Below are 19,452 nucleotides of genomic sequence, written 5' to 3'. Positions count from 1 at the left end.
CCGCCACCGTGGGAAAGGGGCGCGGGACTTTAGCCCGCGCCTACCGGGCTTAGGCCGCCTTCCGGTTCACATTGGCGGTGGCGACCTGGCTGAGCTTCTTGTCGGTCGCCACCTCTTCCTGCAGCGTCGCATCGAGCAGCGCCACGGCGTCCTTCATGCCGAGCTGGTTTGCCCAGGTCTTGAGCGTGCCGTAACGGGCGATCTCATAGTGCTCGACGGCCTGCGCCGCCGCCACAAGCCCGGCATCCAGCGCCACGGTGCCCTTGTATTCATCCATGATCGACTTGCCCTCCTCGATAATGCCGAGGATAGCGTCGCAGGTCTTGCCGCGAGCCGGCTTGCCGAGCAGTTCGAAAATCTGCTCCAGCCGTTCCACCTGGACTTCGGTCTCGGCCAGGTGCTGCTCGAAGCCGGCCTTGAGCTCTGCCGAAGTGGCGGCCTTGGCCATCTTGGGCAGTGCTTTCAGTATCTGCCGTTCGGCATAATAAATGTCCTTGAGCGTATCGAGGAACAGGTCGTCGAGGGTCTTTTCGGTAGCCATGGTTCTGTCTCCGGGATGTTTGGTGACGCTGCCCGCATGAACGGCTCCACCCTCCCAAGGTTCCGCGCAGAATGAACCATATGGCCACCGCCGCGTCCCCGGCATAGGCTCCATCCGAATCCACCGATCGGCCCTGCCATGACCGCCTCACTCTACCCCGCCGGCTTCTATGAAAACCGCCGCGCCCACACTGCCCACGCCGCGCGGCGTATCCTCAGCGCCCTGCCCCCGGGCCTGCCGCGCCGCGCCGTGGCCGATATCGGCTGCGGCACCGGCACCTGGCTGGCCGCCGCGCTCGATGCTGGCGCCGTGACCGCATTTGGCATCGAGGGCGATTGGGTCACCCCAGCCATGCTCGACCACAAGGCGATCATTTTTGCGCCGAAGGATCTCGAACACCGTTTCGCCGGTCCTCGCACCGATCTCGCTTTGTCGCTGGAGGTGGCCGAACACCTCTCCCCCGCCAGGGCCGAAAGCTTCGTCGCCGATCTCGTCGCCCTAGCCCCTTCCATCCTGTTCAGCGCCGCCATTCCCGGCCAGGGAGGCGTCGGGCACCTCAACGAACAATGGCAAAGCTGGTGGGCGACCCGCTTCGCCGCTCATGGCTACGGCGCCTACGACGTGATCCGCCCCGCCATCTGGACCGACGAAGCCATCCCCGCCTGGTATCGGCAAAACGTCGTGCTCTATCTCGATGCCGAAACCGCAGCCCGCCTCGGCCTCGCCGCCACCGCGCCCGCCCTGCTCGACCGCGTCCACCCCGCCTTCTGGGACCGCGCCAACCGCGAGCTCAAATACGCCAATGCCCTGCCGGAATCGGAGGTCTTGCGGCGGCAAGTGGAGGCCGCGCAGCAGCAATAGCTAACGCGCCGCCCACACCAGCCCACGCCGCAGGATCTCCCGCACCGGCCCGCTGGCCAGCTCATCGGCCGTGTGCCCCAGCGACGAGTAGAACACCCGTCCCTTGTCATGCATCGTCGTGAACACCACCGGCATCACCACATCCTTGCGCCACGGGTGGAATTCCCCCGAAAACACCGTGGTCGCCAGCACCTCAACTGCCGGATCGTAATTGAGATAGTATTGCTCGCTCGTATGCTCGAAGCTCTCGATCCCCGCCATGATCGGGTGATCGCCGCGCGTCACATCCACCTTGTAGGTGATAATATTCCCCGGATGCTGCACCCAGTAGCAGCTCGCCGCATAGCGGAACGGCACCGAGCTGCGAAAACTCGTCGCCAGCCCCATGTGATAGCCCGCCAGCCCCGTCCCCGCCCGGATCGCCGCGATCAGATTGGCCATCTTCTCGGGCGCCACTGTCCCGTCGGTGATCACCGGCACCACCAGGTCATTGCTGCCGACATCCTCGGCGCCCAGCGCGTCATAGTCCGCCGTCACCGTGACCGCAAAGCTCTCCGCCTCCAGCAGGTCGCGCACCACATGCGCCCCTCGCTCCGGCGTATGCAGCTCCATCCCGCCCCACACAACGAGGGCCTTCTTGCTGGTCATGCTCACAGCCCCAAACCCACGGCTCGCGTCCGGTGCACACCCTTGGGCACAAACGCAAACTCTCCGGCAATCCCCAGCAGGTCCGCGGCCAGGTGCACCACCGATAGCCACATCTCGGTGCCCTGCAGGCTCGCCGCCTGTCCATCGGCAAAAGCAAAGCCCTCGCCCGCCATCCAGCGCTCCTCGGCCCGCCCGATCACCGCCCGCGCAATCGCCTCCGCCTCGGCCCTTCGATAGTCAGTCTGCCGCAGGCAGAGCATCAGCGGATGGATCGTATCGAGCAGGTTGCAGGCCGTATAAGTGCGACCCGAAAACCCGCCATAGTTCCGATAGTTGAGCAGCGCCGAGTCGATTGCCCGCTCTGCATTGGGCACCGGCAGCCCGAACTGCGCATAGGTCCCGCGCGTCAGCCGGTAGAACCCGTTGACCGGTTGCAGCAGCCCCTCGTCCGCCGTAGTCGAACCCCAGAGCCCGGTCGCCCGGTCCTGCTTCATCGCCAGCCAGCCGAACAGCGTCTCCCGCGTTCGCCCGGTCGCAAAATATCGCGCATTGAAATAAAGCGCCGTGCCGATGCTATCGACCGCCGCACCCGCGCCCCAGGCCCGCTCGCGCCATGTCAGGCTTTCGAGCCAGTCGCACAACGCGCTCGCCCCCAGCTCCACCGCCGCCACCGGATATCTCGGCTGCCCGCCCAGCACCTCGATGGCATAGCCCACCGACAACACATTGTAGAGCGCCAGCCCGTCGTCGCGCATCGCCTGCCCCGCCACAGGCGGACGGTGCGGATCGGGAAACAGCCCCGTCACCGGGTCCTGCAAGTCCCGCAATTCGCCCAGCGTCTTGGCCACATCGAGCCCGTCCGGCACCGCGCCGAACCCGGCCGCAATCTCGATGGCATCATTCCGATGTCGCGCACTCGCGCGCACCGTGCCATCGGCCTCGCGCGACACATAGTTCCCGTCCTGCCGATGCCGCGCCAGGATGCCCGGCCATTGCGCCTGCGCCGCCGCACCTAGCCGCGCGAGACTCGCCACGGCGTCACCCTTCGCCGATTGTCCGCGATAGCGCACCACCTTGGCCGGCACCCCGCCCACGATCGCCAGCGGCGGCACATCCTTGCTCACCACCGCTCCGGCCGCGATCACGGCGCCCTTGCCCACCGTCACCCCATCGAGCACCACGGCATTGGCCCCGATCCACACATCATCCTCGATGGTGATGCCCAGGCTCTCATGCTTCTGCTGATGGATCGGCACGCTGGGGTCATCGAAGCCGTGGTTGAAGCCCACGATCGACACATGGCTGGCAATCCGTACCCCGTCGCCGCAGCGCACCTTGCCCGAAATCATCGCATAGGGATTGACCGTCGTATGCGCGCCAAACTCCACATCACCCCGCACCAGCGCGTGCCCTGCGATCCAGCTCTGCTCGCCCAGCACCAGATGGCTGGTGAAGATCGCCGCTTCCGCCGCCACATAGGCGGTTGGGTGAAAACTCGCCCCCGCGACGTGCGCCCAATGCGCCTGCCGCGCCCGATGTTCGGGTGCATCGATATCGGCCGGGGTGCGATCCCAGGTGAGGAATTGCAGGCGGGCTTCGTGCTCTGCCCCCTCATCCGCCCTGCGGGCACCTTCTCCCACGAGGGGAGAAGGGAACTCCACTCTTGCCCCGCTCACAATGCGCCCCACCAGCTGCAGAGGAGGCCATCATGCAGACGCGGCCTCCGAGCCCCCCTTCTCCCCTTGTGGGAGAAGGGGCCCGCAGGGCGGATGAGGGGTAACTTTGTCAGGCACATAACGTCACCATCACGCCAACCGCTCCAGCAGCGCCGGTTCGATTTCAAATTCCAGCTTTTCCCCGGCGATGAACCGCTCGATTTCCTCGATCGCCATCTGCCCCAGCCGCAACCGCTCGGCCCCCACCGCCCCCGCGACATGCGGCGTCAGGAACACGTTCGGCAGACTATAGAGCGGCGAGCCGCTGGCAGGAATTTCGGGATCGGTCACGTCGATGACCGCGTGAATGCGGCCTGTCATCAGTTCAGCGATCAGCGCCGCCTCATCGACCAGCGCACCGCGCGCCGTGTTGATGAGTGCGGCGCCGTCCTTCATCAGCCGCAATTGTCTGGCCCCGATCATCCCCCGCGTAGAGGGCAGCGACGGCGCATGGATCGAGACCACGTCCGAGCGCGCCATCAGGCTATCGAGATCGACCAATTCCGCCCCTGCCAGTATCGGATCGCCCTTCTGCACGAAGGGGTCGCTGATCAGCACGGTGAAGTCGAAGCCCTCGAGCATCCGCGCCACTTTCCGGCCAATGCGCGAGGCTCCCACCAGCCCGATGGTACGATGATAATTGCCGATTGGCTCGTCCATCAGCGCGTAGCTCGATCGCCGCGCCGGGTCGGCCCGATAGCGGTCCCGCAGCTCGAACACCCGCTTGTTGGCAAAGATGATCGAGGCGAGCGTGAACTCGGCCACCGGCACCGCATTGGCGTCTGCCGCATGCGTCACCCGCACTCCGGCAACATAGACCGCCGAGTCCACTGTGAATTTCACTGTCCCGGCCGCGTGGGCGATGAGCTTGAGGTTTGGCGCTGACCGGATCACCTCTTCGGTCACCATCGGGCAGCCCCAGCCTGTTACCAGAATATCGATCTGGCTCAGCACGGCGCGCGCTTCGGGGCTGGAAAAATCCTCCAGCGGTTCAGGCCGAACGATATCGCAGCCCCGCGCCAGCCGTGCCAGCGCTTCGGCGTCGAACACATGCCTGGTCTTGTCGGCAGCCATGGCGAAGGCGAGTTTGGGTCGCATCAAAACCGCTCCGGCACCAGAATGGCGCTGACGTCTACGCCCTCGCGGGCAAACAAGGCCTCGAGCGCCGAGAGATCAGGCGCCGCCGGCGGCCGGCCAAATGCCGCCTCGGCGTCGGCCCCCCAAGGCAGGGCCATTGCAGCCGTCATCAGCACCGTGGTTCCCGCCGGGATCTCGCCTCGCAATTGCGGCACGATAGTCTTGGAGACGATGAGATTGGTATTGGGCTGCGCCTTCTGCGCCCTCCCATCGCGCTGCCCGGTCAGATCAACGATAACCGAAATATCGGTGACGCTACGCGCGCTGGCCTCCCCCTTGGCCTCGACGCAGCGATCCGCATTCATATCCGCCCGGGCGATGGCAAAACCACCTTCGGTCGCATGCAGCACCCGCGGCGTGGTGATCCGGTGCACCCTGATATGCCAAGGATTGGCCGGCAGCAGCCAGGTCTCCACCGTCACATCGGCCCAGGGCTTCCACACGCCGTGCAGCACGTCCCCGGCAATGCGTGCCGTCTCGTTGCTCTCGCGCACCCGATAGTGCCGGCCGTCATCGGAAAAGCCGATCACGCCGTCAAAGGCTGCCAGATTGTAGCCGCGCTCGTCATTCTCGATGGAAAAGCCATAGCGCGACGAATAGACGAACTTGGCGTATTTCTCGGCGCCCCAGCGCATTTGATAGTTCTGCTGCCCGCTCGACAGCGCCACCACGTTGCCCGGCATATGCATCATCACCATGCCCGGATGCTTGAGCGGCACGGGCGCCGCATCTGTGGCGGCCGGTGCTTCCTCGGCGGTCCAGAACGGATGGTCATCCGGCAGGGCCAGCGGCAGAAAGGCCTTGAGTGCCCAATAGGGCGAGCCGGCCGAATTATAGTTCTCCGCCATCATCAGGCTGGGATAACCATAGCCCACCGACAGCACGCCATTGCCATGCGCGATCGGCTTGTCCGCCCACCAGCGCAGGTGCCGCATGAACTGCCCCTTGATCTCGCCCCAGGGCAGCGCCTCGAGGTCCGCAAAGGCCAGCGCCCCCCAGATGCCGCCACAGGCAAACCGATAGGTAAGGCTGCGCCCGAAGGCCAGCGTGCCGCCGTCTTCGTCGAACCAGTGGCGGATATCCCTGGCAAACAAGGCCGCGCGTTCCTTGTAGGCCGCGACGCGCTTTTCATCGCCCCGCGCCAGCTTGGCGTAGATCAGGCCGTAAAAATGCATGGCGAAGGGGATGTAGTGGTCGATCCGCCGCACATTGCCATCGCGATACCAGCCGTCACCCAGGTAAAACCCGTCCAGCTCTTCAAGATATTTCTCGGTCAGCGACCGGTCGAACTCGACGCCACATTCCTCCAGCCCCAGATCGACCAGGATACGGAAGAATTTCCAGTTGTTGTCGGCATAGTCGAAGCTGCGCGCATGCTTGAGATATGCTGCAAGATTTCTTTTGGATTTCTCGCTGAGCGGCTCCCACACCAGATGCGGCAGCAGCCGCATGGTGAAGCCAATGGCCGCCAGTTCGACCATGCGCTGGTCGGTCGAATTGACCTGGCCCCAATATTCGGGATGCTCGGGGTCCGTGCCATTGGCCAGCCCCTGCCGGTAGAGTGCCCAGTGGTCGAACGTGCCACCGCCCGCCGCCAGCGGCGTCAGCCCCCAGAGCGGCCGCGCAAACCCTTCGAGGTCCGCGGCTGCCCGGTCGAAATGCGCCGCCGCCCCATCGAGCCGCACCCGTGCGCCACCTTCCGAGAAAAAGGGCAGCAGCGGGTTGAACAGGTCATGCAGCGCCTTTTCCACATCGGCGCGGGTCTTGAGCGGATTGCCAGAAAGAGGATTGGCGCTCACCGGATCGTAAATCATCTAGGCAAATTCCTTCGCAGGCGCGTCTTCATAAGCGCCCTTCAAATCGAGTTTTTCGGCAAAATGGCACGCCGCCTGCTGCGCGGTTCCGTTGATCGGCCGCAGCTCCGGCCGCTCGGTCCGGCAACGGTCCTCGGCATATTTGCAGCGGGTATGGAACGGGCAGCCGACCGGGCGATTGCCCAGATAGGGGATCTCCCCCCGCACTTCCTTTTTCCGCCCCTTGCGCCGCAGCGGATCGGCAATCGGCAGGGCTTCGAGCAGCAGCTCGGTATAGGGATGGCGCGGCCGCTCGAACAGCATCTCGCTGAGCGCATTCTCCACCACATGGCCCAGATACATCACCACCACCCGGTCGGCGATGTAGTTCACCACCCCCAGATCATGGCTGATGAAAATGTAGGTCAGCCCGAATTCGGCCTTCAAATCCTCAAGCAGATTCAGCACCTGCGCCTGGATCGACACATCCAGCGCCGACACCGCCTCGTCGGCAATCACCAGCTTGGGGTCAAGCACCAGCGCCCGCGCAATACCGATGCGCTGACGCTGACCGCCCGAAAACGCATGTGGATAGCGCCCCACCGCCTCGGGCGGAATACCGACCTTTTCCAGCGTCGAGATCACCCGCTCTTCCAGTTCCTTGCCCTTGCAGATCTTGTGGATGCGCAGCGGCTCGGCGACGATGTCGAAGACCCGCATATTGGGGTTCAGCGAACTCATCGGATCCTGGAAGATCATACGGATATCCTGCCGCCACGGCTTGATCTGCCGCTTGTTGAGCGAAGTCAGTTCCACGTCGCCGCCGGACCTGGGATGATAGGTCACCGTCCCTTCGCTCACCGGCTGCGCCTGGATGATGCAGCGCCCGAGCGTGGTCTTGCCACAGCCGCTCTCGCCCACGATGGCTAGCGTCTCGCCGGCCTCGACGGAAAGGTTGATGTCTGTCAGCGCATCGAGCCGCCGTTCCGGCCCGAACCAGCCGCCGCTCAGGGCGTAATGCTTGGAGAGATTTTTGACCGTCAGCAGCGTGCTCATGCCAATTCTCCCACCGGCACGCGCGTCAGCAGATGGCACCGCGCATGGTGCCCATTGCCGACATCGGTCCGCTCCGGCCGCACCGTCGCACAAGGCTCGAACGCATAGGGACACCGGCTGGTAAACGCACAACCCAACGGCCGGTCCTTCGGCGCCGGCACCGTCCCCTTGATCGGCGAGAGCCGAACCCGGTCGGCCTTGCGTGCCATCTTGGGGATCGAGCTCATCAGCGCCTGCGTATAGGGGTGCTTGGGAGCCCGGAACACGTCGAAGACGCTCCCCTGCTCCACCACGTCGCCCAGATACATCACCGCCACCTCGTCGGCGATTTCCGCCACCACGCCCAGGTCGTGGGTGATGAACAGCATGGCCATGCCGAAATCAGCCTGTAGCTGCCGCAAGAGGTCCAGGATCTGCGCCTGCGTCGTCACGTCCAGCGCCGTCGTCGGCTCGTCGGCGATCAGCAATTGCGGCGTGCAGGCCAGCGCCATGGCGATCATCGCCCGCTGCCGCAGGCCACCGGACAGCTGGAACGGATAGGCATCCGCCCGCTCCCGCGCTCCGGGAATACCCACCTGGTCGAGCAGCGCCACGGTGCGCTCCCGCGCCGCCTTGGGGCTCAGCCCGTCATGGGTAGTCATCATCTCGTCGATCTGGTCGCCGATCGTATGCACTGGCGACAGCGAACTCATCGGCTCCTGGAAGATCATCGCAATCTGGTTGCCGCGGATCTTCCGCAGCGCCAGGCTGTCATGCTTGAGCCTGGCAATATCGGTCGGCGCCTCCCCCGGCGCCTCAAACAGGATGCGCCCGGTGGGTATATTCGCATTTCTGTCGAGCAGCCGCAGGATGGCGCGGGCGGTGACGGACTTGCCGCAACCGCTCTCGCCCACCAGCGCCAGCGTCTTGCCTGGCGTCATGGTCAGGTCGACCTGCCGCACCGCCTCGATATCGGCCTCATCGGGCGACGAGAACACGATGGACATGTCGGAAATGGTGAGGATGGGTTGGGTCATTGAGTGACTCCACTATGTCCAAAGAGAAAGAGCCCCCTCACCCGTCTCGGCCTGCGGCCGATCCACCCTCTCCCACGAGGGGAGAGGGGGAGCACCGCGTTTCGGGAGGCACGATGCCCCCCTTCTCCCCTCGTGGGAGTAGGTGCCCGAAGGGCGGATGAGGGGGTCTTCGCGCATCGCACCATCATCTCACCGCCCATGGGGATCAGCCGCATCGCGCAACCCGTCCCCGAAAAAGTTCATTGCCAGAATGATGATCACCACGCAGATGCCCGGCGTCAGCAGCCAGGGCGCAGTGGCCAGGGTCCGGATATTCTGTGCGTCCTGCAGCAGCGTGCCCCAGCTGACGATCGGCGGCTGCAGGCCGAGCCCGAGAAAGCTCAGCGCCGTTTCCGCCAGGATCATGCCCGGAATGGCCAGCGTCGCCGCCGCGATGATGTGGCTCATGAAGCTGGGCACCATGTGCCGCGTGATGATGCGCCAATCGCTGGCACCATCGAGCTGCGCCGCCGTCACGAAGTCCTCGGTGCGCAGGCTAAGGAACCGTCCCCGCACCACGCGCGCCAGCTCGGTCCAGCCGATGAGGCTGAGGATCAGCGTGATGGCAAAATAGGTCTGCAGCGCCGTCCAGTCCTTAGGCATGGCCGCCGCCAGTCCCAGCCACAAGGGAATGGTCGGCATTGAGCGGATGAATTCCACCACCCGCATCACCGCAGAGTCGAACCAGCCCCCATAATAGCCAGCAAAGCCGCCAATAGTGATGCCGAAGAACAGGCTCAGCGTCACACCCGCCAACCCGATGGAGAGCGATATCCGCGTGCCATGGATCAGCCGGCTCAGCAGGTCCCGCCCCAGCCGGTCGGCCCCCAGCACATAGAATGGCGCCCGCGGCTCGGCCACGCCCATGAACTTGACCGACATGGGAATGAACCCGGCCAGGAGGTATGGCTCGCTCGGCGCGAAAAACTGCACCGGAATGCGCTCCTCGGGGTCGATCACGAAGGTGCGGCGCAGGGCCACCGGATCGATCTCGGTCTTGTAGCCGTTCACGTGCAGCTGGAACGACCACGACCCATCAGGCTCAGTGGCAATCAGCTGGATGCCCTGCGGCGGCGCATAGGTATAGCGCGCGCTATAGGCAGAGGGATCGGTGGGCGCGAGGAACTCGGCCAGGATGGCAACCAGGTAAAAGGCGACCACGACCCAGAGGCTCACCAGCGCCAACCGGTGCCGCTTGAAGCGGCGCCACATTAGGCCAAACTGGGTCTCGCGCTTGGCGGGGGCGATCGCCCCGGTCGTCGTCTGAATTGAGGTCATGGTGTCCACGGCCATCACTTGCCTCCGTAGCGGATACGCGGATCGATCCAGGCCAGCAGGATGTCCGAGATCAGCGTCCCCACCACCGTCAGCACGCTGAGCAGCAGGATGATGGCACCCGCCAGATACATGTCCTGGGTGGTGAGCGACCGCAGCAGCATCGGCCCGGCGGTCGGCAGGTTCATAACCACAGAGACGATCACCGACCCCGAAACCAGCGCTGGCAGCAGCCAGCCGATGGTCGAGATCAGCGGATTGAGCGCCAGCCGCACCGGGTATTTCAGAATCGTGCGGAATTCGGTCAGGCCCTTGGCCCGCGCCGTGGTCACATAGGGCTTCTTGAGCTCATCAAGCAGGTTGGCGCGCAGGATGCGGATCAGCTCGGCCGTGCCGGCCGTCGCCAGCACCAGCACCGGTGCCCAGGCGTGTGTCAGGAAGTCCCAGACGCGCGGCAAGCTCCAGCGCGTGCTCTCGAACTCGGGTGAAAACAGGCCCCCCATCGTGGTGCCGAACCACACGAAGGATAGGTACATGACGATGAGCGCGAAGAAGAAATTGGGTACGGCAAGGCCGATGAAGCCGAGCACCGTGGCGAGATAGTCGCCCAGCGAATACTTCCGCACCGCCGCATAAATGCCGATGGGCACCGCGATCAGCCACATGACGATCACGGCAAGGCCTTCGAGCAGGATCGAATTGCCCAGCCTGCCCCAGATCAGCTCGGATACCGGGCGCTTCCACTCGAAGCTATGCCCGAAATTACCCTGCAGGATGCCAGTGACCCACTTCCAGTATTGCACATAGAACGGCTCGCCCAGGCCATACTGACTGCGCAGGTTCTCGATGACGCGCGGGTCCAGCTGATCCCCGGTAGAGGACAGGGCGGCGATATAGCTCGTCAGATAGTCGCCGGGCGGCAACTGGATGATGGCGAAGGCCACGATGGAGACAGCGACCAGCGTCAAGAGCATGGCGATGAAGCGTCGGATGATGAAGCCAACCATGATGGGCCTTTCCCGGAAGATTTTGGGTTCCCCCCGCGGCGGGTCAGTGCCGCGGAGGGACGAAGCGGGAGGGAGGTTTGCCCCGCTTATTCGAAGTACCAGACCACCGGATCCATCGGCGACGGGGTCGGGAAGAGCCAGGCGTTGAACATGCTCTCCGGCGCGTTCTTGAGGTTGTTCCGGATGATCGAATAGGAGTTCGGCATCAGGCTCACCCCGATCACCGGGAACTGTTCCTTGGTGATGGCCAGGACCTGCTTCATCAGCGTGGCGCGTTCGTCAGGATCGGACGAGGAGCGGATCTGGCGATAGAGCTCCATCTGGTCCTGCGCCCACTGGGCCGGCTCTTCGGCAATCTCGGGACGCGTGCCGTTGAACCACTGTGCCCAGCGATAGGCCCAGACCGATTCATCGTTGAACGGCATGTAATAGCGCGGGTCCTGCAGCACTTCGAGGCCGCCGTCGCCGGCCCAGACCTGGGCATCGAAGTCGTTGCTCGGGCGCTTTTCGTAGAACAGCGTGCGGTCGATATTGTTGAGCTCGATCTCGACACCCACAGCGGCAAGCTGCAGCTGCATGATTTCGAGAATGTCGATCCATTCCGGGCGCAGGGCCGAGATCACATCGACGGTGATCTGGGCCGGCTGGCCGTCGCTCATCAGGCGGATGCCGTCGCCGTTCATCTCGGTCAGGCCCGCCGCTTCCAGATGCTGGATGGCAAGCTCCGGATCGAACTCGGTATATTGCTTGGCCAGTTCCTCGTCATAGAACGGGGATTGCGGGCGCGGCGCAACCTGGAAGGGTTCGCCCTGGCCGGTGAAAACCACATCGACGATTTCCTGGCGGTCGATGGCGTGCGAGAGGCCGACGCGGAAGTCCTTGTTCTGGAACAGTGCGCGCTTGACCGGGTCTTCATGGCTGAAGTTGAGCTGCAGCACCAGCGTGTTGGAGGCCGAGGGAACGACCTCGCCCAGATGGTAGTCGCCGGCTTCCTGTCCGTCGAAGAACAGTGGCTTGTTCACGTTGGTGGCGATGTGGCGTTCCTGGAAGTCGATCTCGCCGTTGAGCGCGGCCAGCGTCAGCTCTTCCACCCCGCCCTGGCTCACACGCATGTCGAGCGCGTCGATATAGGGCAGCTGGTTCCCTTCGGCGTCGACCTTCCAGTAATAAGGATTGCGCTTCCAGGTCATGCGGGCCGCATTGGCGGTCAGCGGGGTCTCGATCACCCAGCCATAGATGGTGGGCAGGTCAGGATTGGCAAAGCGGATGGTTTCCCAACCCCAGGCGCAGCGATCCTGCAGCTGGAGCGCCCAACTGGTAAAGCCGGCCGCCTCGGCTTCCGCCGCCGCATTCTCGTTGTAGGTGGGGTGGAACTGGCTGCAATAGGCCTTCTGCAACGAGGTAATGTGGATGCCGTTCACACTGGCCAACTCGTCCATCAACATGCCGTTTGGCTTGTCGAATTTGAATATGAACGTCAGCTCGTCAATGACCTCGACAGTCACCGGATTGTTCACATTGTCGATCCAGCTGGCTGCCGGATAGTCCGGGTCCTTATAGATCTCGACGGCGAAGGCGATGTCCGCACTGGTGAACGGCGTGCCATCGCTCCACTTGACGCCTTCGCGCAGCTTGAAGGTGTATTCGGTAGCCTCGGCGTTGGCTTCCCAGCTTTCGGCCAGGTTCGGCACCACAGTCTGCCAGTCACGGTCAAACCGGACGAGACCTTCATAGGCAACCGTCTTGACGATCAGCCCGTTGTCGCCGCCGCCATTCATGCCCATGCGCCAGGTGCCGCCATAGGTGCCGATGGCATCGCCCTCGACCACCAGCGGATTGGCCGGCAGGCGCTCTTCCAGCGGCGGCAGTTCGCCGCTTTCCACCAATGCGTCGAACATGGGCGCCTGGCCCGCGGCCAGGGCCTGTCCGGCGGCCAGCAGCGCAGCCATGGCTACGGCGCCGGCGAGCCGCAGGCCACCCTGGCCCCTGCTTTGACCGAAACTTGTATGCCTCATTGTCGTCCTCCCTTGTCCGGGCGCTCCCTGCCCGGGGTTGATTTCTGGCGAATGCCGACATTGCGTCGTCACCCGTAACCGCGCGGACCGATTTGGCGCCGCGCCCCTCACTGTGCCGGCCGTTCGGCCGACGCTCCCGCTCGTTCAGAGCGGCGAGATTTCCAAATCCACCCGACCGCTGGCCACCCGGCCCACGGCTGTGAACAGCACGCGGGTCAGGTCCACCGATGGGGCATATTGCTTTTCGACGCCGGCATGGCGCTCGGTGCTGACCGATACCGCGCGCGGGTCGAACCGCACCGACACCCCGCCCCCGGCGTCGCCGATGCGCACCGTTTCCGGCCCGGCCTCGACGGCCAGGGGCGTCACCAGCACTGACTGGAACGTGCCGCTGCCATCGGCAAAACTGAAGCTGTCGCTGAGCGCGACGCGCCCGCCGGGCACGCTGCGATCGAACACCACATCGCGCTCCAGCACCTTGATGCCGGCCGCTGCCGGGTAGGCCGCAGCCATGGCCAGCGTCAGCCGGTCGGCGTCCGCGCCATGGCTGTGCGTCACCATGCTGGCAGCATGCGCGGCACCCTCGGTCTGCTCGTAACCATTGACCATCGGCACCGAATGACCACGCGATGAGGCCATGATGTTGCTGTAGCGCTCGGGTCCGAAATAGGCCTTGGAATACCGCCCGCGCCCGGGGTCGGTCAGCACGACCTTGCCCTTGCTGACCACGATCAGCGAGCCGACATCGTTCTGGTTGTGCATTTCGTCATTGTGCCCGCCCTTGATGGCCAGCCGCAGCGATTTGGGATCGCTAGGATCGAGCCGGCTGAGCATCCAGGCCATGTCGGAAAACCAGTCATGTGCGGTTCCGCCAAAGGCGACATTGCGCTCCGGCAGCGGCCAGGCAAACTGGCGCAGCGGCCAGGCGAACTGGTTGAACACGTCCACAGCAAAGTCGTTCTTCATCCCCAGCTCGGTCAGCGCTGGCAGCTCCAGCCGCTCGGCCAGATGCGTGAGCAGGCCCGGGTGAAAACTGGGATTGCTGTCCGAGTCCGAAAAACTCGCCCACAGCCCCTGCGTCAGCACCGTCCGCACCGGGAATTGCGCGATCTCGCGGATCTGCGGATCGTCCAGCAGGTCGATCTGCCCACCGGTACGCGTCGCCAGCAAATGCGCCAGCACCACGTAATTGCCGAAACCATAGGACCAGTAATCGGGCCCTTCCGACGAGCCGCCCTGGCTGTCGAAGGTCTCGAGATAATCGGCGAGGCTATAGAGGCCCCGCGTGATGATGCTGGCGAGCCGGTCGAGATCGGTCTCGAGATAGCAGGCTGCCCCCACCACCCCGGCGACACATACGGCGGTCCAGTTGTTGACCTGCTTGTCCGGCGTCGAATGCAGCCACCAGTGATCGTTGCGCTCGAGGAACGGCGCAATGGTCCGCCGGTCGATCTCGCTGCGCAGCCGCGTTCTCAGCGACACCGACAGGGCGTCGCCGATCAGGTAATCCATCTCGGCCAGGTCGAGCGCCGTCATCGCCGCCGCCAGGTCCACCGTCGGGTGGTCAGGCAGGTCGAGCATGCGGGCATGCGCCGGCCAGGCCCAGTTGGTTTCTTCCAGCCGCGCAAAGGCCAGGTTCTCGATGGCATCGACGAATTCGCCCTGCCCTTCGAGCCATTCGGCCAGCGTCAGCCGGTAGAGCATGTTGCGGCGCTCTCGCTGGGCATCTTCATAGCCCTCGCGCTGGCCGGTTCGTGAGAATTCGAGATAGAGGCTGGCCGGCAGCGCCGGGATCGGCGCTATGGCATCAGCGCGGGCGCGATCGAGCAGGTCGGCGATTGCCCCCTGCCCCACCTGCGTGCGAATGGCGCCAAAGCCGACATCCCCACCGCGGGCGAAGGGCACGAAGTGCGGCGCTGTCTTCAGCACCTGGCGCACATGCCGAACATTCCACCGCCGCAGTTCCAAAGATTCCTCCCGGGCCAGTCGATCACGCTGTCGTAGGGACAATCTTTTTGATCTTCGCCAGTAAAGGGAGGCTAGTTCACATTTTGCGCAATCGCAAGTATTTTGCGCAATTCACGCAAGTTACGCAAATTTGTTCATATTGCGCTGGAATGCCAAGGGTCTAAGGGTAGCAAAACCCATATGGGAACCACTCAAGTCCCGCATGATGACAACATTTTTGGGGCAGGTGTTACGGCTGATCGAATGCCATGTGGCACCTGCTGGCAGCCCGTGGCCGGACTTACCCCTGCTCAAAGGCCCCGTCGGTGACTATCGCGTTGCCATTGTTTGCACGGTGAAAACCGTCTCGCCCGGCACCATGGAAACGCCCACTTCGAGCTGCTGCACCGCCGTCTCGCCATCCATGTGCTGGGCCAGCAGCCGCACCGCACCCCGCCCGATCGCCTCGCGGTCGACGCGAACGGTGCTCAGCCGCGGCGTCGCCATCCCGGCAATCGGCAGGTCGTCGAAGCCGATTATGGAAAAGCTCGGCGCCAAGGGGCTTTCCGGGCCATAGAGCCCTTCCAGCATCTCCACCGCCGCAATGTCGTTCCAGCTGAACATGGCCGTCACGTCATGCTTGCCGGCGAGCAGGTCGGCCAGCAATTCCCCGGTGGCCCGCTCCGCCGTATTGACGATGACCCCAGTCGCGCCAGGCGTCGCCGCAATAGCCGCCTCAAAGCCCCGTTGCCGCTGCAGGATCGTCGGCCGATAGCGATGGGTATAGTGTAAAATCCGCCGGTGCCCGGCATCCAGCAGCCGCTGCGTCGCCTGGTAGGCGCCGTAGAAATTGGCCGGCGATACCGAGCTGATCCGCATCCCGGGATCGCTGCCATTGACCAGAACTGCCGGGATTTCCTCGGCAGCGCACCATTGCGCCAGCTCGTCCCAGGCATCGATCCCCGCCAGCAGGACCCCGCCGGCATCGGCCTGGGCGATCTGCTTGCGGATCATGTCCAGCGTCACCACGGCCTCGTTGACCAGCCGTACATCGAGCACCATGCCGGCCTCGGCCGCCTGCGCCTTGATCCCTTCAAGAATGCCGAAATAGAACCCCGAGAGCCCGCTTGTCGCGCTCCCCAGCGGCACCAGCGCCACCGCCCTTTTGTCCCCGCTCACCGCGGCCGTGCTATGCTTGGACCTGTAGCCCAGCGTGCGCGCCATCCGCTGCACGTCGCGGCGCACTGCGTCGCTGATGCCGATCTCGTTGGCCAGTGCGCGCGACACCGTGCTCACGGAAACGCCGAGGCGCTCCGCAATATCGGCCTGGTTTGCACGTCTCTGGATGGCCACGGGATCCTCGCTTGTCTATCTACGCAATATTTGCGTTTTTTGAGCAAAGCAAGAGCCTATGCAATTTATCCCCTTACCAGAAGCGTTCCGCCAGCCACTGCATCTGTGCCCGATCCTGGAACGCCCCGCCGCCCTCGTGGTTGTTGAACTCGTATTCCACCATGGTCTTGTCCCCGCCCGCATAGGCGTTGAACGCGCCATAGACGGTCGAGGGCGGACAGGTCTCGTCCATCACCGCAACTGAGAACAAAGCTGCCGCCCTGGCCTGCCGGGCGAAGTTGACGCCATCGAAATAGTTCAGCGTTTCGAAGACGATAGCCTTCTTGTCGCGGTGCTGTGCCAGGAAGCGCACGATCTCGAGATAAGGGTCGCGGTTCGCCTTCTGCACTGCCCGCGGATAGTCGCAGAGGAATGGCACATCGGTCATCACCGCCTTTATGCGCCGATCTATCCCTGCCACCGCCAGCGCAATGCCACCGCCCTGGCTGCCGCCGCAGACCGCGATCCTGTCCGCATCGACGAAATCCTGCGCCACCAGCATATCCACGGCCCGCACCGCGTCAGTGAACAGCCGCCGGTAGTAGTAATCCTGCTTGTCCAGCACGCCCTTGGTCATCACCCCGGGGATGGAGGGCGTGGTACCCACCGGGTCAGAGGTCGCGCCCACAGCCCAACCGCTACCCTGCCCGCGCGTATCCATGCGGAAATAGGCATAGCCCGAGGCGGCCCAGTGCAGCTGCTCATGCGGAAAGCCCCGCCCGCCGCCATAGCCCAGATACTGCACCACCAGCGGCAGCCGCCCGCTCCGATGGGCCGGCAACACCAGCCACCCCTTGATCGGATGGCCGCCAAAGCCCGGAAATGTCACGTCAAACGCCTCGACTGCCTTGAGCGTGGTTTCCGCCGGCACGATGCTGACCGTCCCCCCAATGGCCCTGGCCTCGGCGATATTTGCGTCCCAGAACGCGGAGAAGTCCCCGGGCGCCTGCACCGCGCTCTGATAGGCGCCAAGCTCGGGTTGGATGAGATCGGGAAAGGGCACGGTAGCACTCCAGGGCAACGTTTTCGCTGCCGACCATGCACCGCCGTCGCCTGCCATACCAGATGCATCGCGCAACTTGGTCACAGCAAAAAGCCCCGCGTGCGGGGCTTTAATCTGGTGCCAGCCTAGGGTTCGAGATCCGCCGGAACGGGGGGTGTTTCATAGAGCAGCGTGATCTCGATCCGCTCATTGGCCGCCATATAGGGGTCGTTGGGGAAGAACGGAATGACCGTCGAGCGCCCGACCACCGAGTCGATCCGGTCGTCGCTCAGGCCGAACTCGCCCAGAATCTGCCGCACCGTATTGGCGCGGTCGGCCGACAGTTCCCACGAGCCGTAGCGCGGATTGGCATAGACCCCGCCGGCAGCCGTGTGCCCGGCAATGCGCACCGGGCTGGACAGCCGCTGCAGGATGGGCGCAATCGCCGCGATTGCCTGCCGCGTCACCTCATTGGGGTATTTTGACCCCTCTGGAAACATCGGCCGGCCCTCCTGGTCGATGATGCGAATATTGAGGCCTTCGCTGGTTTCTTCGACCAAGAGGTTGTCGGCAATTTCGGTAATGTCCGGCATGGCCTGCCAGGCCTGGCGGATGCTGGCGGCGGCGCTATGAAAGCCCTGGTCGTCCGTGGCCTTGAGATCGTATTGCGACGCCTTGGCCGCATCGAATTCGCTGCCGGCCATTTCGTCGCGGCCGCTGAGCGCCCCCTCGACGGTGCCAAATTCCTTGCCCTTGGGCGTAACCGAGGCATCCACCGTTACGTCGGGCGTCGAGCCCGCCATCATGGCATCGGAATTGTCGAGCGCCGTCCCCCCCATCAGCCCGCCCGAGCCACTGGTGGTTGGAGCGATATTGGGCGGCGCGAAATAAGAGGCCAACCCCTCTTTCTGCTCCGGCGTGGTCATGCTGATCAGCCAGAGCAGCAGGAAGAAAGCCATCATTGCGGTCACGAAGTCGGCATAGGCGATCTTCCAGGCGCCACCATGGTGGGCATGCTTGTGCTTCTTGACCTTCTTGATGATGATCGGCTGGTCGAAGTTCGCCATTCTGGCTTCCTAGAGTGTTTTCAGCAAAAGTGGACACCACTTCTGTGGCTCGAAAACGCAACCACAAGAACCGCCGGGCTCAAGTCGCAGCGGGCAGATTTGCGGTGGCCTCGTCGATCTCGGCAAATGTCGGCCGGTCTTCCGACATCAGCGCCTTGCGCGCGAATTCGATCGCCATCACCGGCACCTGCCCGGAGATATGAGCCAGCAGGCCCACCTTCAGCGACAGGAAGTACTTCGACTCCGCCTCATAGATGTTGCGCAGCGACTGCGCGAAGGGCGCAAAAAACCCATAGGCCACGAACACGCCGAAGAACGTGCCCACCAGCGCGCCGCCGATCATATGGCCCAATACCTCTGGCGGCTCGCTGATCGCGCCCATGGTATGGATCACGCCCAGCACGGCGGCCACGATGCCCAGGGCGGGCGTACCGTCAGCCAGCGCCTGAATGGCACTGACCAGACGCTCCCGTTCCTGATGATGCGTTTCAAGTTCCTCATCCATCAACGCTTCCATCTCATGGACGTTGTTGGAACCCAGGGTCACCATGCGCAGATAGTCGCAGACGAACTCAACGGCGTGGTGGTTGTTGGCAAAGGTGGGGAAGCGGGCGAACAGCGTCGATTCACTGGGGTTTTCGATATGCTGCTCCAACGCCAGGATGCCCTTGGACTGCACCAGCTTGTAGAGGCTGAACTGCATGCCCAGCAGCTCGACATAGGCCGCCTTGTTGTATTTGGGGCCCTTGAACAGCGTCCCGAAAACGCTCAGCGTCTCCTTGAGCACCGGGCCGGTATTGGCGATGACATAGGCGCCGATGGCCGCGCCCAGAATGATCAGGAATTCGAACGGCTGCCAGAGCACCTGAAAGTGCCCGCCCACCCCAAGATAGCCGCCAACAACAGAACCAATGACGATAACGATGCCGAGAATAAGACGCATTAGACCTGAAACTCACCT

At 63.9% G+C, this 19,452-nt stretch carries 16 protein-coding genes; 1 reads left to right on the top strand and 15 read right to left on the bottom strand.

The features are described 5' to 3' along the window. Window positions 1–49: 49 nt before the first annotated feature. Window positions 50–541, bottom strand: a complete 492-nt coding sequence (locus tag V6M52_RS05030) for a YciE/YciF ferroxidase family protein (protein ID WP_332689389.1) — start codon at window positions 539–541, stop codon at window positions 50–52. Window positions 542–679: 138 nt separating this feature from the next. On the opposite strand from V6M52_RS05030, the gene V6M52_RS05025 reads away from it, so the two are divergent. After that, window positions 680–1,402 (top strand): class I SAM-dependent methyltransferase, encoded by a 723-nt coding sequence (locus V6M52_RS05025; RefSeq protein ID WP_332700079.1) that lies wholly within the window; start codon window positions 680–682, stop codon window positions 1,400–1,402. Here V6M52_RS05025 and V6M52_RS05020 read toward each other — a convergent pair whose 3' ends face one another. The 14 genes from V6M52_RS05020 to motA all read right to left on the bottom strand — a co-directional run bounded on the left by V6M52_RS05020 (window position 1,403) and on the right by motA (window position 19,434). Next, on the bottom strand, window positions 1,403–2,050 hold the full coding sequence (locus V6M52_RS05020) for a ThuA domain-containing protein (protein ID WP_332700077.1): 648 nt from the start codon (window positions 2,048–2,050) through the stop codon (window positions 1,403–1,405). A gap of 2 nt (window positions 2,051–2,052) precedes the next feature. Further along, window positions 2,053–3,690 (bottom strand): acyltransferase, encoded by a 1,638-nt coding sequence (locus V6M52_RS05015; protein ID WP_332700074.1) that lies wholly within the window; start codon window positions 3,688–3,690, stop codon window positions 2,053–2,055. A gap of 165 nt (window positions 3,691–3,855) precedes the next feature. Beyond that, complete coding sequence (locus tag V6M52_RS05010; protein WP_332700071.1) at window positions 3,856–4,866, bottom strand: hydroxyacid dehydrogenase; 1,011 nt, start codon at window positions 4,864–4,866, stop codon at window positions 3,856–3,858. Then, on the bottom strand, window positions 4,863–6,716 hold the full coding sequence (locus V6M52_RS05005) for a DUF2264 domain-containing protein (RefSeq protein ID WP_332700068.1): 1,854 nt from the start codon (window positions 6,714–6,716) through the stop codon (window positions 4,863–4,865). The genes V6M52_RS05010 and V6M52_RS05005 overlap by 4 nt, the downstream gene beginning before the upstream one ends. After that, window positions 6,717–7,751 carry an ABC transporter ATP-binding protein gene (locus V6M52_RS05000; RefSeq protein WP_332700066.1) on the bottom strand — a complete coding sequence of 345 codons (1,035 nt, stop codon included), beginning with the start codon at window positions 7,749–7,751 and terminating at the stop codon, window positions 6,717–6,719. After that, window positions 7,748–8,767, bottom strand: a complete 1,020-nt coding sequence (locus tag V6M52_RS04995; protein WP_332700063.1) for an ABC transporter ATP-binding protein — start codon at window positions 8,765–8,767, stop codon at window positions 7,748–7,750. Before V6M52_RS04995 ends, V6M52_RS05000 begins: the two co-directional genes overlap by 4 nt. A 189-nt stretch (window positions 8,768–8,956) precedes the next feature. Then, window positions 8,957–10,099, bottom strand: coding sequence for an ABC transporter permease (locus V6M52_RS04990; RefSeq protein ID WP_332686638.1), 1,143 nt, complete (start codon window positions 10,097–10,099; stop codon window positions 8,957–8,959). Next, a complete protein-coding gene (locus tag V6M52_RS04985) occupies window positions 10,099–11,088 on the bottom strand; it encodes an ABC transporter permease (protein WP_332686636.1) in 990 nt (329 codons plus the stop codon). Before V6M52_RS04985 ends, V6M52_RS04990 begins: the two co-directional genes overlap by 1 nt. A gap of 86 nt (window positions 11,089–11,174) precedes the next feature. Beyond that, complete coding sequence (locus V6M52_RS04980) at window positions 11,175–13,103, bottom strand: ABC transporter substrate-binding protein (protein WP_332700060.1); 1,929 nt, start codon at window positions 13,101–13,103, stop codon at window positions 11,175–11,177. Window positions 13,104–13,247: 144 nt separating this feature from the next. Then, entirely contained in the window at window positions 13,248–15,071 is a 1,824-nt protein-coding gene (locus V6M52_RS04975; protein WP_332700056.1) for a heparinase II/III domain-containing protein, read from the bottom strand. 309 nt (window positions 15,072–15,380) lie between these two features. Continuing rightward, window positions 15,381–16,403, bottom strand: coding sequence for a LacI family DNA-binding transcriptional regulator (locus tag V6M52_RS04970; protein ID WP_332686631.1), 1,023 nt, complete (start codon window positions 16,401–16,403; stop codon window positions 15,381–15,383). Window positions 16,404–16,476: 73 nt separating this feature from the next. After that, complete coding sequence (locus V6M52_RS04965) at window positions 16,477–17,445, bottom strand: acetylxylan esterase (protein WP_332700053.1); 969 nt, start codon at window positions 17,443–17,445, stop codon at window positions 16,477–16,479. A gap of 125 nt (window positions 17,446–17,570) precedes the next feature. Beyond that, window positions 17,571–18,491: a flagellar motor protein MotB gene (locus V6M52_RS04960; RefSeq protein WP_332686627.1), complete on the bottom strand. Its 921-nt coding sequence runs from the start codon at window positions 18,489–18,491 to the stop codon at window positions 17,571–17,573. Between the two features lie 79 nt (window positions 18,492–18,570). Further along, window positions 18,571–19,434 (bottom strand): flagellar motor stator protein MotA, encoded by an 864-nt coding sequence (motA, locus tag V6M52_RS04955; protein WP_332686625.1) that lies wholly within the window; start codon window positions 19,432–19,434, stop codon window positions 18,571–18,573. Between the last annotated feature and the right edge of the window lie 18 nt (window positions 19,435–19,452).

It is taken from the genome of Devosia sp. (assembly GCF_036676215.1).
Taxonomy (GTDB): domain Bacteria; phylum Pseudomonadota; class Alphaproteobacteria; order Rhizobiales; family Devosiaceae; genus Devosia.
The sequence above is the reverse complement of the archived record's forward strand: the minus strand, read 5'-3'. Positions and strand labels throughout refer to the sequence as shown.